The 14,709-nt window shown below is 59.4% G+C and carries 16 protein-coding genes; 9 read left to right on the forward strand and 7 right to left on the reverse strand.

Annotated features, from left to right (window positions below; translation table 11 throughout):
• Positions 1-22: 22 nt before the first annotated feature.
• The gene (gene greA / locus FHT87_RS15655; RefSeq protein WP_183803136.1) at positions 23-505 is read left to right on the forward strand and encodes a transcription elongation factor GreA; all 483 of its coding nucleotides are present in this window, start codon (positions 23-25) and stop codon (positions 503-505) included.
• A gap of 40 nt (positions 506-545) precedes the next feature.
• Here greA and FHT87_RS15660 read toward each other — a convergent pair whose 3' ends face one another.
• Complete coding sequence (locus FHT87_RS15660; protein ID WP_183731831.1) at positions 546-944, reverse strand: RidA family protein; 399 nt, start codon at positions 942-944, stop codon at positions 546-548.
• 194 nt (positions 945-1,138) lie between these two features.
• Between FHT87_RS15660 and FHT87_RS15665 the strand changes: the two genes are divergently transcribed.
• Positions 1,139-1,735 carry a TetR/AcrR family transcriptional regulator gene (locus FHT87_RS15665; protein ID WP_183731829.1) on the forward strand — a complete coding sequence of 199 codons (597 nt, stop codon included), beginning with the start codon at positions 1,139-1,141 and terminating at the stop codon, positions 1,733-1,735.
• Between the two features lie 143 nt (positions 1,736-1,878).
• On the opposite strand, the gene FHT87_RS15670 is transcribed toward FHT87_RS15665, so the two are convergent.
• Positions 1,879-2,493 carry a PadR family transcriptional regulator gene (locus FHT87_RS15670; protein ID WP_183731826.1) on the reverse strand — a complete coding sequence of 205 codons (615 nt, stop codon included), beginning with the start codon at positions 2,491-2,493 and terminating at the stop codon, positions 1,879-1,881.
• Positions 2,494-2,653: 160 nt separating this feature from the next.
• On the opposite strand from FHT87_RS15670, the gene FHT87_RS15675 reads away from it, so the two are divergent.
• Entirely contained in the window at positions 2,654-3,835 is a 1,182-nt protein-coding gene (locus FHT87_RS15675) for a YbfB/YjiJ family MFS transporter (RefSeq protein WP_183803139.1), read from the forward strand.
• 123 nt (positions 3,836-3,958) lie between these two features.
• Positions 3,959-5,224: a peptide antibiotic transporter SbmA gene (gene sbmA / locus FHT87_RS15680; RefSeq protein WP_183731820.1), complete on the forward strand. Its 1,266-nt coding sequence runs from the start codon at positions 3,959-3,961 to the stop codon at positions 5,222-5,224.
• 59 nt (positions 5,225-5,283) lie between these two features.
• On the opposite strand, the gene FHT87_RS15685 is transcribed toward sbmA, so the two are convergent.
• Both FHT87_RS15685 and FHT87_RS15690 read right to left on the reverse strand, forming a co-directional pair.
• On the reverse strand, positions 5,284-5,814 hold the full coding sequence (locus tag FHT87_RS15685; protein WP_183803141.1) for a PAS domain-containing protein: 531 nt from the start codon (positions 5,812-5,814) through the stop codon (positions 5,284-5,286).
• A 118-nt stretch (positions 5,815-5,932) separates the two neighbouring features.
• The gene (locus FHT87_RS15690) at positions 5,933-6,922 is read right to left on the reverse strand and encodes a polysaccharide deacetylase (RefSeq protein ID WP_183803993.1); all 990 of its coding nucleotides are present in this window, start codon (positions 6,920-6,922) and stop codon (positions 5,933-5,935) included.
• Positions 6,923-7,050: 128 nt separating this feature from the next.
• Here FHT87_RS15690 and FHT87_RS15695 point away from each other — a divergent pair, with 128 nt between their 5' ends.
• The 3 genes from FHT87_RS15695 to der all read left to right on the forward strand — a co-directional run bounded on the left by FHT87_RS15695 (position 7,051) and on the right by der (position 9,873).
• Complete coding sequence (locus tag FHT87_RS15695; RefSeq protein WP_183803144.1) at positions 7,051-7,647, forward strand: NnrU family protein; 597 nt, start codon at positions 7,051-7,053, stop codon at positions 7,645-7,647.
• A gap of 101 nt (positions 7,648-7,748) precedes the next feature.
• Positions 7,749-8,432 (forward strand): tetratricopeptide repeat protein, encoded by a 684-nt coding sequence (locus FHT87_RS15700; protein WP_183803147.1) that lies wholly within the window; start codon positions 7,749-7,751, stop codon positions 8,430-8,432.
• Positions 8,433-8,448: 16 nt separating this feature from the next.
• A complete protein-coding gene (gene der / locus FHT87_RS15705) occupies positions 8,449-9,873 on the forward strand; it encodes a ribosome biogenesis GTPase Der (RefSeq protein WP_183731808.1) in 1,425 nt (474 codons plus the stop codon).
• Between the two features lie 59 nt (positions 9,874-9,932).
• Here der and FHT87_RS15710 read toward each other — a convergent pair whose 3' ends face one another.
• Entirely contained in the window at positions 9,933-10,370 is a 438-nt protein-coding gene (locus FHT87_RS15710) for a MarR family transcriptional regulator (protein WP_183731805.1), read from the reverse strand.
• Between the two features lie 163 nt (positions 10,371-10,533).
• Between FHT87_RS15710 and FHT87_RS15715 the strand changes: the two genes are divergently transcribed.
• On the forward strand, positions 10,534-11,547 hold the full coding sequence (locus tag FHT87_RS15715) for an alpha/beta hydrolase (protein ID WP_183731802.1): 1,014 nt from the start codon (positions 10,534-10,536) through the stop codon (positions 11,545-11,547).
• Between the two features lie 3 nt (positions 11,548-11,550).
• Here the strand turns inward: FHT87_RS15715 and FHT87_RS15720 are convergent, their stop codons facing one another.
• Both FHT87_RS15720 and FHT87_RS15725 read right to left on the reverse strand, forming a co-directional pair.
• On the reverse strand, positions 11,551-12,732 hold the full coding sequence (locus FHT87_RS15720) for a glycosyltransferase family 1 protein (RefSeq protein ID WP_183803150.1): 1,182 nt from the start codon (positions 12,730-12,732) through the stop codon (positions 11,551-11,553).
• 236 nt (positions 12,733-12,968) lie between these two features.
• The gene (locus FHT87_RS15725; RefSeq protein WP_183731797.1) at positions 12,969-14,009 is read right to left on the reverse strand and encodes a glutamine synthetase beta-grasp domain-containing protein; all 1,041 of its coding nucleotides are present in this window, start codon (positions 14,007-14,009) and stop codon (positions 12,969-12,971) included.
• Positions 14,010-14,436: 427 nt separating this feature from the next.
• Here FHT87_RS15725 and gstI point away from each other — a divergent pair, with 427 nt between their 5' ends.
• Positions 14,437-14,628 carry a glutamine synthetase translation inhibitor GstI gene (gstI, locus tag FHT87_RS15730; protein WP_183731794.1) on the forward strand — a complete coding sequence of 64 codons (192 nt, stop codon included), beginning with the start codon at positions 14,437-14,439 and terminating at the stop codon, positions 14,626-14,628.
• Positions 14,629-14,709 lie beyond the last annotated feature (81 nt).

Here is a 14,709-nt window from a genome sequence, read left to right on the forward strand (position 1 = left end):
ACCCTCGCTGTTGGAGGTCGAGATGGCTGTTGCCTTTACCAAGGAAGAAAGTGCCGAAACCGCAGCGGAAACGCTGCTGCCCGACCGGCCGATTTCGCCGCATCCCAATCTCGTGACGGAGGCCGGGCTGAAGGCACTTGAACTGCAGGTGCAGGACGCGCGCCAGGCCTATGAGGCTGCGAGCATGATCGAAGATGTCAACGAACGGCGGCGGCAGCAGGCCAATCCTCTGCGCGACTTGCGTTATTTCGTCGAACGCGTCCGCACGGCGCAACTGGTTGCCGACCCGAGCGCGACCGACGTGGTGGCCTTCGGAAGCACGGTCACCTTCAGCCGCGATGACGGGCGGGTGCAGACCTATCGCATCGTCGGAGAGGACGAGGCCGATCCGAAAGCCGGGTCGATTTCCTATGTTGCGCCGGTCGCTCGGCTCCTCATGGGCAAGGCCGTTGGAGATGTCGTCACTGCCGGCGATCAGGAACTTGAGGTGATCAGGATTTCATAGAGTGCCGCATGCGCTTTGTGTGCGGCACTCATGTTTTGCTTCAGGCCGCCTGCGGCAGGCGGGCGATGACCTTGATCTCGAAATCGAAGCCGGCTAGCCAGTTTACGCCGATAGCCGTCCAGTTCGGATAGGGCGCCTCGCCGATTTCCTTCATTCTGATGTCCGAGATGATCTGCCACTGTGCTTCGGGATCGGTGTGGAAGCTCGTGACATCGACGACGTCGTCGAATGTGGCACCGGCAGCCGCCAGCACGGCTTTCAGATTGTCGAAGGCAAGCTGCACCTGCTTTGCGAAATCGGGCTCGGGCGAGCCGTCCTCACGGCTGCCGACCTGGCCGGAGACGAAGAGCAGGTCGCCGGAGCGGATTGCCGCGGAATAGCGGTTGATTTCATAGAGCGCCTGCCGGCCGGCCGGGAAGATCGCGTCACGCTTGGCCATTGTTTTTCTCCTGTAGACAAAAGGGTACCCATCGCCGAACACGCGTTCGTCGTGAGAGGGAAAGCATTCGTGGATACGGGGCTTGCCCGTCATGCGGAGCTGCAATTGATATACGCTCCGTATGTGGATATATCAGGAGATACGCCGCGTATGTCAATACACATACGGTGCGTATGTGAATTTTGGAGATCGTGATGACCGCAAGAACCCGGACACAGATGATGGAGCAGACGCGGGCGAAGCTCATTCAGGCCGCCCGGAAAGCCTTCGCAGTCAAGGGCTATGCGGCGGCCTCCATGGATGATCTGACCGCCGATGTCGGTCTGACGCGTGGCGCGCTCTATCATAATTTTGGCGACAAGAAGGGCCTGCTGCAGGCCGTGATCGACCAGATCGACGCAGAGATGGGGGAGCGGCTGCGCATTGAGCGCGACCGGGCGGAGACGGCCTGGCTCGGCCTTCTCGCGGAATATACCGCCTATATCGAGATGGCTCTGGAGCCGGAGATCCAGCGTATCATGTTGCTCGACGGACCAGCCGTGCTGGGTGATCCCTCGCAATGGCCGAGCCAGAATGCCTGCCTTCGCACGACGACCCAGACCATGCAGGCGCTGATCGACGAAGGGGCGGTCAGACCCGTCAATGCGGAGGCTGCGGCCCGCCTGCTCAACGGAGCGTCGCTCAGCGCGGCACTCTGGATCGCCGCAGCGGATGATCCTCATGCCGTTCTGGCAAAGGTCGTCGAAGCATTCCGATCCCTGGCAAGCGGTCTCCTGAAGGTCGAGGACTGACTACTGCATAATTCCTTAAATCGGAATCGATTTAAGGACAAAATTATGCAGAAACTCAAAGTGTTACAGCGTCCTTTGTGCGTCTTAAAAAGACGCGCGGCGCTGTAGGGCGGCGACTTCGGCCGCCACTCGCTCAAGCGACGTTAGTCCTGCTGCGGGTCGGTCTTGCCGCCCTGCAGGATCTCCATGGCTGCACGCTCCAGAATCCCGGAAATCCTGGCAGCCTCGCTTGTTGACCAGGGATGGCGCATGCGCAGGGCGGAGCGCAGCAGCTGGCGTGCGGCATGGACGTTGCTGTGGTCGCGGCCGAATTCATCGTCCTCGTGGTCACGACGCCGATGGCCGTGGCCACCGCGGCCCCCGCCTTGGGGCTGGTCGGGATCGAACATGCGGTTAACGAAGGCCATGCCTTCGGCAATGCGTTCCAGCTTGGCAAGCGTCTGGTCGATCATGTCGCGGTTTTCCTCCACCTTCCGGCGGCCGGCTTCGGTGATCTTGTAGAGCTTTTTTGCCCCTTCGTTTTCCACTTCCGCCAGTCCGGTCTCTTCCAGATAGGTGAGCGCGGGATAGATGACGCCCGGGCTCGGCACGTAGAAGCCGCCGGAGCGCTCCTCCAGCGTCTTGATCAGTTCATAGCCATGGCTTGGACGCTCTTCCAGAAGCGCCAGCAGGATCGTCTGCAACTCGCCGGCAGAAAACCTGCGGCCCATTCCCATGCGCATCGCCTCACCGACGAATCCGCCCCGAAAACCTCTCATGATTTGCTCCTTCGGTTTCGATGTATCGCTCACTATGTCGTAAACATATATCGTAAGATATATCATTCAAGAGGCGCTGCGAAAAATCTGTTCGTGAAATTGAAGAACTCATCAGAATTAGTCACTTGTGACGACCATGCTGCAGCGCGATAAACGGGCCATGTTGGCTCCCAATGACGACCGCCCGGTCAATCTCCTCACCACAGCGCTTGCAGGCGCCGTCGCCATGGCGGCGGCGATGGGTTTCGGGCGTTTTTCCTTCACCCCGATCCTGCCGGGAATGATGGTCGCCGTGCCGCTATCGGCCGCCGACGCGGGTTTCATCGCTTCCGCCAATTTTGTCGGCTACCTCGTCGGTGCTGTCCTAGCTGCCTATGGCTGGGCGGCGGGGCGCGAGCGGCTGGTGGCGCTTCTTTCGCTGCTGGCGACCGCAATCCTGCTTGCCGCCATGGCGGCGACGGACTCGGTGATGCTCTTTGCGGTCATCCGCTTCCTCGCTGGCGTGGCAAGCGCCTTTACGCTGGTCTTCAGTTCGGCAATCGTGCTGAGCCACGGGGCCGCTGCAAACAATGATCACGTTCAGGCGACGCATTTCGGCGGGCCGGGGGCGGGGATCGCGATTTCCTCCGTCATGGTGTTTGTATTGGGTTATGTCTTTGACGACGCAGCCGGTGGCTGGCGCGCGGACTGGATCGGCGGGGCGCTCTTCTGCCTTGTCAGCTTTGGCATCGTCTGGGCATTGCTGCCGAAGGCGCCGGTACATACGGGCAAGGCAAAGGAGCCTGATCTCACCTGGAACCGGCCGATGGTGCTGCTGACGCTGTCCTACGGGCTTTTTGGTTTCGGCTACGTCATCACCGCAACCTTTCTCGTCGCCATCGCGCGCATGAGCGCCTCGGGGCCGATCGTTGAATTCCTCTGCTGGTTCATTGCGGGACTGACGGCCACCATCGCGTTGTTCATCTGGAAGCCCTTCGTGCGTGTGCTCGGGATCGGCGGCGTCTATGTGGCCGCCCTCATTATCGAGGCTGTCGGCGTGCTCGCGACCGTGGCACTGCCGCATTCGGTGGCACCGCTGATCGGCGGTGCGCTGTTCGGCGCAACGTTCCTTGCCATCACCGCCTATGGATTGCAGATCGGCCGCCGGCTGTCATCCGAGAGCCCGCGCCGCATCCTGGCGCTGATGACGGCCGCCTTCGGTATCGGTCAGATCATCGGTCCTGTCGTTGCCGGCTGGATCGCACAGGGAACCGGAAATTTCGTGCTGCCGACCATCATCGCCGCAATCGTGCTGGTTTTCTGCGCAGCTCTGGTCATGCCGGTGATGAAGAAAATCCCTTAAGTGATTACAAGTGCGTAACAATGGGCTGGACCCATTGCCGCTTTCTTCGAACTGCCTTAATTTCCGGGCAATCAGTGGTTCGCCACTCTTCCGTGACTCCAGTTCAGGAAAGCAAAACTCCCCGTGTTTCATTCCTTCTTCCCCCAGCCAAAGGCGTTCTTTACTTCGCTCGCAGTCTGGACGCTGGCTGCAATTTTTGGCTGGTATTTCTTCGCGGCCGGTCTCGGTGCTTCGCTTGGTTTTACGCCGGTTCCCGAAGAGCAGCAGCCGATCGATCTCTCGTTCTTCCTGCTGCCGGAAAATCTCTGGTTTTACGGCTACTTCCTTTTAGCTGCGCTGATCTTTTGCGGTTTCTGGCATTTGAAGGCACTCAGCCATCCGTGGAAGATGTGGTCGATCTGGGGCTCGGCGCTTATCATCTTCGTGACCTATTTTGGCGTGCAGATCACAGTCGTCATCAACAACTGGCGTCGGCCTTTCGGCGATCTCTTGCAAAATGCGCTGACGAAGAAGCCGGGTATCACTGTCGAGAACTTCTACGATCTATTTCTGATCTTCGCGCAAATCGCTTTCCTCAGCATGCTCGTGTCGATCCTGACCGACTTTTTCACCAGCCATTACATCTTCCGCTGGCGGACGGCGATGAACAATTTCTATATGGCGAATTGGGAAAAGCTTCGCCATATCGAAGGCGCATCCCAGCGTGTGCAGGAAGATACGATGCGCTTTTCCAGCACCCTGGAAGGCCTCGGCATCAACCTGATCAATTCGGTGATGACGCTGGTCGTCTTCCTGCCGATCATGCTGGCGCTGTCACATTACGTGACGAGCCTGCCGATTCTTGGCGAAGTGCCGAACTCTCTCTTCTGGCTTGCCATCTTCTGGTCGGCTTTCGGGACCGCGCTGCTCGCTATCGCCGGCATCAAATTGCCTGGTCTGAATTTCAAGAACCAGCGCGTAGAGGCGGCCTACCGCAAGGAACTGGTTTACGGCGAAGATCATGCCGAGCGGGCGCAGCCGCCGACGGTCCAGGAACTGTTCTCAAGGGTGCGAAAAAATTATTTCACGCTTTACTTTCACTATCTGTATTTCAATGTTGCCCGCTCGTTTTATCTGCAGGCGGACAATCTTTTCGTCTATTTCTTTATGGCGCCGACCATCGTTGCCGGCGCCATCACCTACGGTATCTTCCAACAGATCGCGACGGCTTTCGGCCAGGTCAGCAATTCCTTCCAATATCTCGTCAATTCCTGGACGACGATCATCGAACTGCTCTCCATCCACAAGCGCCTCAAAGCTTTTGAGGCGGCAATTGACGATGAGCCCCTGCCGGATATCGATCAGCGCTATCTAGAGCGTGAGGCTGGCGTCGTTCACGTCGACGGCTGACAAAAACAGAAAGGGCTACCGAAACGGTGGCCCTTTCGGTTTGAGAGTCCGGCAGATCGTCAATTCGGGCGGTTGCACCCCGTATTTTTCCAATCCAAATCCATCAATGCCTCCAGAATATGATCCGCAACAGCCACGTTGCCCTCTCTGAGGGCGATGTCATAGGCGGCGAGGCAATGGTCGAGCAGCGGCGTGGCCACCGGCGCTTCCTCCGGAAGGGGCAAGACGATACCGCCATAAAGGGACGGAATGCCGTTCTTGTCGCGGAAGCAGCGTCCGAAGGCCATGACCTGATGGAAGGCGCCGTTGGCGCAGCGGGTGCGGTAGCTCTGGTGTTCCGGCTCCTGTGTCAGGATCGTATCATGGATGATCCTGGCGGCCGCCGGCTGATCCTCCGGATGGATGCGGGAGATATAGGCCTCGAGCGGCAGGCCGCTTGCCGCGTCCGAGGTATCAAGTCCGAACATTTCGGCGACCGCTCCGTCGCCGTAAAGAAGGTTGGTGACGATGTCCCAGATGAAAAAGCCGGTTTCACAAATGGGAAATTCGTCTTTGTCGGTCAGACACTCGAAGTCCACAATAGCCGTCATGACGCCACCACCTATGCTTGCGTGCATTCATGATGTAATGCTTATCAAAGCGCAGGTCGGACGCAATCAATTGGTGCAGGTGGTTTTTGATATCCAGAGGTTTTAAGCGCCAGGTGCCTTACAACCCGGATGTCTCCTGTAGCTGGCCACGTGCCTCGATCATGGGGATCGCTTCGGAATAGCTGACGCAGGCAACATCGGCCCTGTGGCAGACGTCGCTGACCAGCCTGTCGAGCGCACGCCAATAGGCGCCGCCGTTCATCTCCACGAAGTGGAAGCCGAGCTGCAGGGGAATGCGGCTGCCGGCGTATTGCCTGTCGAAGGCTTCCTTGAAGGCCGCATAGGCGCGCTCCTCGAAAGCGGCGCTATCGGCGGAATCCTCTTCGCCCTTGGAGTGCCGGACGAAGAGATTGTAATCCATTCCAATGATCGGCTTTTCGGCCGGGCCTTCCGGAATGAGCGGCAGGCCGAAGCGGATGACCCCGTGTTCCTCGACCGGCATGGCCGGCCCCTTGGTGACGAGGCTTGCGTCATAGGTGAAGCCTGCTTTCTTCTCGGCTGCGATCATGTCCGCACCGCCGCCGGTCGACAGGTAGGGTGCGCGAAAACCCTTGATGCCGTGGTCGACCAAATCCTGCCAGCCGGCCGGTGCGTCCAGACCGACGCCCTTCCAGGCATTCTTCAGCGTCGTCTTGAAGGCCGCGTATTCGGCCGACCAGTCCGCCTCGCTCCATTGTCTTCCGTCAAAATGACCGCAGGCATGGCTGGAAATGTCGTGCCCCTCGAGGTGGGCGTGCCAGATATTGCCGAGGCGCTCGCGGATCTCGTCGTCGCTCTGCGCGAAACCGACATTGGATTTTCCGCGTTTCTGATGAGGAGCTTGGTAAGCCTTCTTCGCTGCCTCATTCATCAGGAAGGTGCAGGAAAGGAAGTAGGTAAAGTGCGCGCCGTTCTTGGCCGCCATTTCGCGGCTCTTCTGCCAGAGTGCGTTATCGTGAGCGCCATCGAAGGAGATGATGACCAGCTGCTTCGGCTTGTCAGCGGCCTCGGCAACGGCAGGAAAAATCAGGGACAGGGCGAGGGACGCAGGAAAAATCGAACGAAACATGGGCACCGCGACAATTTGCATTGCGGTTTTCCTGTTACAGAATTGCGGCGAAGCTGCGGTCTCGCTGGCAATTTTCCTCTTCTGCCGGTAATTCATGGCTGACCATCAAACAGGAAAACCAGATCATCATGGCTCTGCTCGTCCTCAGCCTCATTCTCTTCCTCGGCGTTCATCTGATCCGCGTCGTCGTGCCGGGCTTCCGGCAAGCGATGATCGATGGGATCGGCAAGCCTGCCTGGATGGCTATCCATTCGGTTGCGAGCATCCTGACGCTGATCTTCGTGATCTACGCCTTCGGTGTGGCGCGCAGCGAGCCGATCGGCCTCCTTTATAATCCGCCTGTTGGTATGGCCCACCTTACCGTCACGCTGATGCTGATCGCGGTGATCTGTCTGGTCGCCGGTTTCCTGCCAGCCGGCTATATCAAGACGAAGACGAAACATCCGATCGTGCTGTCGGTGAAGATCTGGGCGCTTGCCCATCTATTGTCGAACGGCGAAGCCTATTCGGTGCTGCTTTTTACAGCCTTCCTGATCTGGGGCGTGGTGCTTCGCATCTCGCTGAAGCGGCGCCAGCAGCGCGGAGAGATCACGTTGCCCACCTTCGTATCGGCCAAGTATGATCTCTACGCCGTCATCATCGGCGCGATCGTCTGGGTCCTGATGATCTGGCGTGTTCACGAATGGCTGATCGGTGTTGCCCCGCTGCCGATGCTTGCTTCGTGACGATTCTGCGATATCCCCCTTACAACGGCCGCAAAATGGAGTAGAAGGCCCGACAATGTGCGTTTTGCACTGTGTATGGGTATCCGCGGCCGGAGACGAGAATGGCATTCAACGACGACAGCTTCATTCGTGAAGTCAACGAGGAACTGCGTTCCGACCAGATGAAGGGCGCAGTGCGCCGGTTTGGCCGCTATATCATTGCCATTGCCGTTCTCATCGTGCTCGGAACCATCGGCAAGGTCGCCTACGAGTATTGGGACGATACCCGTTCCTCCGGCGCCGGCGACCAGTTCCTGGCGGCGATGAAGCTTGCCGACGAGAACAAAACGGATGAGGCGCTCGCCGCACTCGACAAGCTGGAAAAGGAAGGCCACGGCGCCTATCCGGTTCTGGCGCGCATGCGTGCAGCGACCGTCCAGTCGCAGAAGGGCGACAATGCCGGCGCGATCGCGTCCTTCCAGGCCATCGCCAAGGATAAGTCCGTTCCGGCTGCCGTGCAGGATGCCGCCAAGATGCGCGCCGGCTGGCTGCTGATCGAGAACGGCACCTATGAACAGGTTTCTGCCGCCGTCGAAGAAATGGCCGTACCGGGCAATGCCTTCCGCCATTCGGCGCGCGAGGCGCTTGGCCTTGCCGCCTACAAGGCCGGCAACATGGCTCAGGCGCGCCAGTGGTTTCAGTCGATCGTCGACGATGTCGACAGTCCGCGCAATGTTGCCAATCGTGCTCATATGATGCTTGATCTCATCACCGCATCCGGCAAGGCGCCCGCCGCGCAGGGTTAAGGCTTAAGGGAAAAGAATGAGTTTCACGGTCGCCATCGTCGGTCGCCCGAATGTCGGCAAGTCGACGCTTTTCAACCGGCTGGTTGGGAAGAAGCTTGCGCTTGTCGATGACACGCCAGGCGTGACCCGCGACCGCCGCCCGGGCGAAGCGCGGCTCATCGACCTGCGTTTTACAATCGTCGATACGGCAGGCCTCGAAGAGATGACGGATGAGAGCCTGCAGGGCCGCATGCGCCAGCAGACGGAAACGGCAATCGACGAGGCCGATCTATCGCTCTTCGTCGTCGATGCTAAAACCGGGCTGACGCCAGTCGATACGGCGCTCGGTGAGATGCTGCGTCGTCGCGGCAAGCCGGTCGTGCTCGTTGCCAACAAGTCCGAGGCGCGCGGTTCCGACAGCGGTTTCTACGATGCCTACTCGCTGGGGCTTGGCGAACCCGTGCCGATTTCGGCCGAACATGGGCAGGGCATGCTCGATCTGCGCGACGCCATCGTTGCTGCGCTCGGCGAGGATATCGCTTATCCATCGAAAGAAGACGTTGCCGTCACCGATGTCGACCTGCCGCAGTCGACGGGGGAAGAGGGCGAAGACGACGAAGAGCCCGCCTATGACGACACCAAGCCGCTGCGCGTCGCGATCGTCGGTCGTCCGAACGCCGGCAAGTCGACGCTCATCAATCGCTTCCTCGGCGAGGATCGGCTGCTGACGGGGCCGGAAGCCGGCATCACGCGCGATTCCATCTCCGTGGAATGGGATTGGCGCGGCCGCACGATCAAGATGTTCGATACGGCTGGCATGCGCCGCAAGGCCAAGGTGATCGAGAAGCTGGAAAAGCTCTCCGTCGCCGATGCACTACGCGCCATCCGCTTTGCCGAGACCGTCGTCATCGTCTTCGATGCGACGATCCCTTTCGAGAAGCAGGATCTTCATATCGTCGATCTCGTGTTGCGCGAAGGCCGCGCGGCCGTTCTCGCTTTCAACAAGTGGGACATGATCGAGGATCGCCAGGCCGTGCTTGCTGACCTGCGCGAAAAGACCGACCGGCTGCTGCCGCAGGCGCGCGGCATTCGTGCCGTGCCGATCTCCGGTCAGACCGGCTGGGGCCTCGACAAGCTCATGCAGTCGATCATCGATACCGATCGCGTCTGGAACAAGCGCATCTCGACTGCCAAGCTCAATCGCTGGCTGGAGCAGCAGCAAGTCCAGCATCCACCGCCGGCCGTTTCCGGGCGCCGCATCAAGCTCAAATACATGACGCAGGTAAAGGCCCGCCCGCCGGCCTTCATGGTGTCCTGCACCCGCTCGGATGCGCTTCCGGAATCCTATACGCGCTATCTGATCAACGGGTTGCGGGCGGATTTCGATATGCCGAGTGTACCGATCCGGATCCACTACCGGTCACCGGACAATCCCTATGAGGGGAAGAAGAAGCGGACTTAGCCGGTTTTCCAGCGTTGCCGCGCAAGCCGGAATGAGCCTGCCGCGGGGCGCGCTTGGCGTCAGGATGTGCTCTTGTTCAGTGCTTCGCGCAGCGCGACGATCTCTGCCTGCAGCCGTGCAAGCTCATCTCCACTGCGGTTGCTGGCGTCGATGATGCAGCCCGGCACGGTCTCGGCCTTTTCCTTCAGCCGCTTACCTTCCTCGGTCAGGCGCAGGACGACGACGCGCTCGTCCTCTCTGCTGCGTTCGCGACGGATATAGCCTGCCGTTTCCAGACGTTTCAGGAGCGGGGTCAGCGTGCTCGATTCCAGGAAGAGCTTTTCGCCGAGGCCGCCGACGGTCTGGCCGTCTTCTTCCCAGAGACAGACCATTGCCAGATATTGCGGGTAGGTGAGACCGAGCTCGTCGAGCAGCGGCTTATAGACGCGGTTGAACGCGTGGCTTGCCGTATAGACGGCAAAGCAGATGAACGTATCGAGTTTCAGCTGGTCCGACATCTCAATCTCCAAAACTGGCAGATATTATATCGTGCGATAAATGATCGTATGCGCTTTTAGTGCATGGCAGCTATGCCAAAATATATATCGCACGATAATAAATCGTGTGCGATATAAAAGGCGTGTTCAGGATGAACGCAACAAACCCCAAGAGGACAAGACAATGTCGACGATCAAGACCGCAGTTTCCGCAGCAGCAATTCTGGCAGCTTCCGCTGTCGGGGCGTTTGCCGATCCGGTGCTGGAACCGACAACGCAGAAATTCATCGATAGCCTGACCGGCTCCAAGCCGATCTATACCTTCTCGCCGGATGAGGCTCGCGACATTCTCGCCGGCGCCCAGAAGGGTGACGTGAAAAAGCTTGCCGCCCAGGAAGAAGACAAGGTCATCAAGGTCGGGCCGACCGGCAGCGTCAAGCTGCGCATCGTTCGCCCCGAGGGTGCCAAGGGCACGCTGCCTGTCGTCATGTATTTCCATGGCGGCGGCTGGGTACTGGGTGATGCTGACACACATGACCGGCTCGTGCGCGAAATCGCCAACGGCGCCAAGGCTGCTGTCGTCTTCGTCGATTACGATCGGTCGCCGGAAGCGCGTTACCCGATTGCTATCGAACAGGCTTATGCCGCGACGAAATACGTCTCCGATCACGCCAAGGAATTCCATGTCGATGCCAGCCGCCTTGCCGTTGCTGGCGATAGTGTCGGCGGTAACATGGCAGCCGTCGTGACGCTGCTTGCCAAGGAACGCGGCGGTCCAGATATCGACCAGCAGGTGCTGTTCTACCCCGTGACCGATGCCAATTTCGACACTGGCTCCTACAATCAGTTCGCCAATGGCCCGTGGCTGACCAAGGAAGCCATGAAATGGTTCTGGAACGCCTATCTGCCTGACGAGGCCAAGCGCAAAGAGCCGACCGCTTCGCCATTGCAGGCCTCGCTCGAGCAGCTTAATGGCCTGCCGCCGGCACTGATCATCACCGATGAAAACGACGTGCTGCGCGACGAGGGCGAAGCCTATGGCCGCAAGCTTACCCAGGCGGGTGTGAAGGTGACTTCGATCCGCTTCAACGGCACGATTCACGATTTCGTCCTTCTGAACGCGATTGCCGAAACGCCTGCTGTGCGCGGCGCGATCTCGGTGGCCAACGACACGCTACGGGCCGCCCTTCACAAGTAAGCCTCAATCCGTGGGCGGAAGAGGCCCGGCAGGTTCGCCGGGCTTTCTTCTTGGAAGGGATTTGGTGGCATACTGCCACGCTTTCTTCCATTTCGGCGTGATGACGCCGTTGGCGGCGCGGATATTGTTGATGAACTGCAGCGTCGCCGCTTCCCAGGAATATTGCATGGCAAGCTCGCGCGCCTTCTCCCGCGAGGCGGAAAGCGCAGCAAGGCAGGCCACCTGCAGATCGTCGTCCAGCGCGCCGACCAGGCTTTCCTCGCCGATGATATCCAGCGGGCCGGTGACGGGATAGGCAGCGACAGGGACGCCCGACGCAAGCGCTTCCAGAATGGTGTTGCCGAACGTGTCCGTCAGCGACGGGAAGACGAAGACATCGGCCTGCGCATAGGCCTTTGCCAGATCCTCACCGAGCTTGATGCCGGTGAAGTGCACGTCCGGATAGCGCTCTTCCAGGTCCGCGCGCGCCGGGCCGTCGCCGACCACCACCTTCGAGCCGGGCAGGTCGAGATCGAGGAAAGCCGGCAGGTTCTTTTCCAGCGCCACGCGGCCGACAGTCATAAAAATCGGGCGGGGAAGGCCGAAGGGTTTCTCCTCCAGAGGCATCGGGTGGAATTGCGTCGCATCGATGCCACGGCTCCACGGCATGAGGTTCTTCATGCCCTTTGCAGAGAGCTCCCGGGCGAGGCTAGGCGTTGCGACCATGCAGCCTGCGCCGCCGTTGTGGAACCACCGTATGAAGGCGTAGAGCCAGCTCTGGGGGATCGGCAGGCGGGCCGAAACATATTCGGGGAAACGGGTGTGGTAGCTGGTGGAGAAAGGCATGTGCTTACGAAGGCACCAGCGGCGCGCCGTCAGCCCCAGCGGGCCTTCCGTCGCGATGTGGACGTAGGAAGGATTGTGCTTCTCAATCTCGCGGGCAACGCGCCTGTACCAGGCGATCGACAGGCGGATCTCGGGATAGGTGGGGCAGGGAATGCTGGCGAAGCGCTCCGGTGTCACCATCGAGACTTCGACGCCCATCTTGGCGAGTTCCCGATTGGTGTTCTCGATTGAGCGCACGACACCATTAACCTGCGGATGCCAAGCGTCCGTCACGATCACCAGCCGCTCGGGCACGGTTCCAGCGGCCGCGGCACGAGCCCAGCTTTCGCCGCTATAAGAATTTGACGGACGTTGCAGCATGCTTCCATTTCCACCCGCGTCGCATGATTCTGGCAACGCACAACCCCTGGGCGGGGTTCCGGAATGGCGACTCCCGCTCTCTTATTTTGGCGGAAGTGCATGATGGGAATATTACAGCCCTGTATGAGTATTTACAGGCGCTTGCGGCCATAGTGGCGAGCAATTGTGTCGGCAGCCAGGGCCGGTATCTTTGAAAAGGAACGGCGCCGGCGGGGAGGCCGACGCCGCGGTAAAACTTAGGCTGCGGCCGAAGCAGAGCCGGAGGTCGGAACTTCCGAGATCGTCTTCAGAACCTGCGATGCGATCTGGTAGGGGTCGCCCTGGGAGTTCGGGCGGCGATCTTCCAGATAACCGCGGTAGTCGTTCTTGATGAACGAGTGCGGAACGCGGATCGAAGCGCCACGGTCAGCAACGCCGTAGGAGAACTTGTTCCACGGAGCCGTCTCGTGCTTGCCGGTCAGGCGCTTGTCGTTGTCAGGACCGTAGACATTGATGTGGTCCATCAGGTTCTTTTCGAACTGAGCCATCAGTGCTTCGAAATAGGCCTTGCCGCCAACTTCGCGCATGTACTTGGTCGAGAAGTTGCAATGCATGCCCGAGCCGTTCCAGTCGGTGTCGCCGAGCGGCTTGCAATGATACTCGATGTCGATGCCATACTTCTCGGTCAGGCGCTGCAGCAGGTAGCGAGCCATCCAGATCTGGTCGGCGGCCTTCTTGGAGCCCTTGCCGAAAATCTGGAATTCCCACTGGCCCTTGGCCACTTCGGCATTGATGCCTTCGTGGTTGATGCCGGCGGCGAGGCAGAGATCGAGATGTTCTTCGACGATTTCGCGGGCAACCGAGCCGACATTCGAATAGCCGACGCCGGTGTAGTACGGACCCTGCGGAGCCGGGTAGCCGGACTCGGGGAAGCCGAGCGGACGGCCGTTTTCGAAGAAGAAATATTCCTGTTCGAAGCCAAACCAGGCGTCTTCGTCATCGAGAATGGTTGCGCGAGCGTTGCTTGCATGCGGCGTGACGCCATCCGGCATCATGACTTCGCACATGACGAGCACGCCGTTGGTGCGGGCCGGATCGGGATAGACGGCAACCGGCTTCAGCACGCAATCCGAGCTGCGGCCTTCGGCCTGCATCGTCGACGAACCGTCGAAGCCCCAGAGCGGGAGCTGTTCGAGCGTCGGGAAATTATCGAATTCCTTGATCTGCGTCTTGCCACGCAGGTTCGGTACCGGGGTGTACCCATCGAGCCAAATATACTCGAGCTTATACTTTGTCATCGCGACTCTCTCTGCTGCGAACTTGAGCAAATCCTGAGGCAGTAGACGCAAGGGTGCGCTCTTCCGCCAGGGATGTCTCTTGTGAAGCACGTAGCGTGCCAGATCGTCTTTCAGACATAAAAAATTTACGAATCACCATGCCGAAGCAGTTTTCAGCCTGGGGGCGGCAGAGGGAAGGGCAATGCCGGTTGGCCCCGTTCCGCTTTGAAGCGGCCATTTTCGGGGTTGGAACCAGATCAAAATTCCGGCGTTTAGGCCAATGGATGAAGTTTTAAACAAATAAGCGCAAGCTTAATCAGGAAATGCTGCATCGATCGGCTACAATTATGACTTTGCCTATATTTTATGCTATTTGCATAAACTATGTGCATTGTGCTATTGTTTCGACCGTGAATGTTGATAGGCCGAGCTGAAGAAAGGCTATCTCATGGCAATCGGTTTCCATCGCGAATCCGCAACGATCTACCAGTTCCCAATTAAGGCTGCTCAAGGCGCGAACCGCTTCGAGCGCCTGCGCATGATGGAGCGGGAGGCGGCTGGCGTGTGCGACGCCGCGCTCGATAGCTGCTGGTATCACGACGAAGCCGTGCGCACGGACGACAAGAAAACCAATTCCTGATCTGGCGATCAGGCGTGAATGACCGCTGAGGCGGGGGCGGGCCTGCGCGTGACCGCCCGACAAGCGACATGCGCAGGCTTC

The organism is Rhizobium sp. BK316 (assembly GCF_014193695.1).
Taxonomy (GTDB): Bacteria; Pseudomonadota; Alphaproteobacteria; order Rhizobiales; family Rhizobiaceae; genus Rhizobium.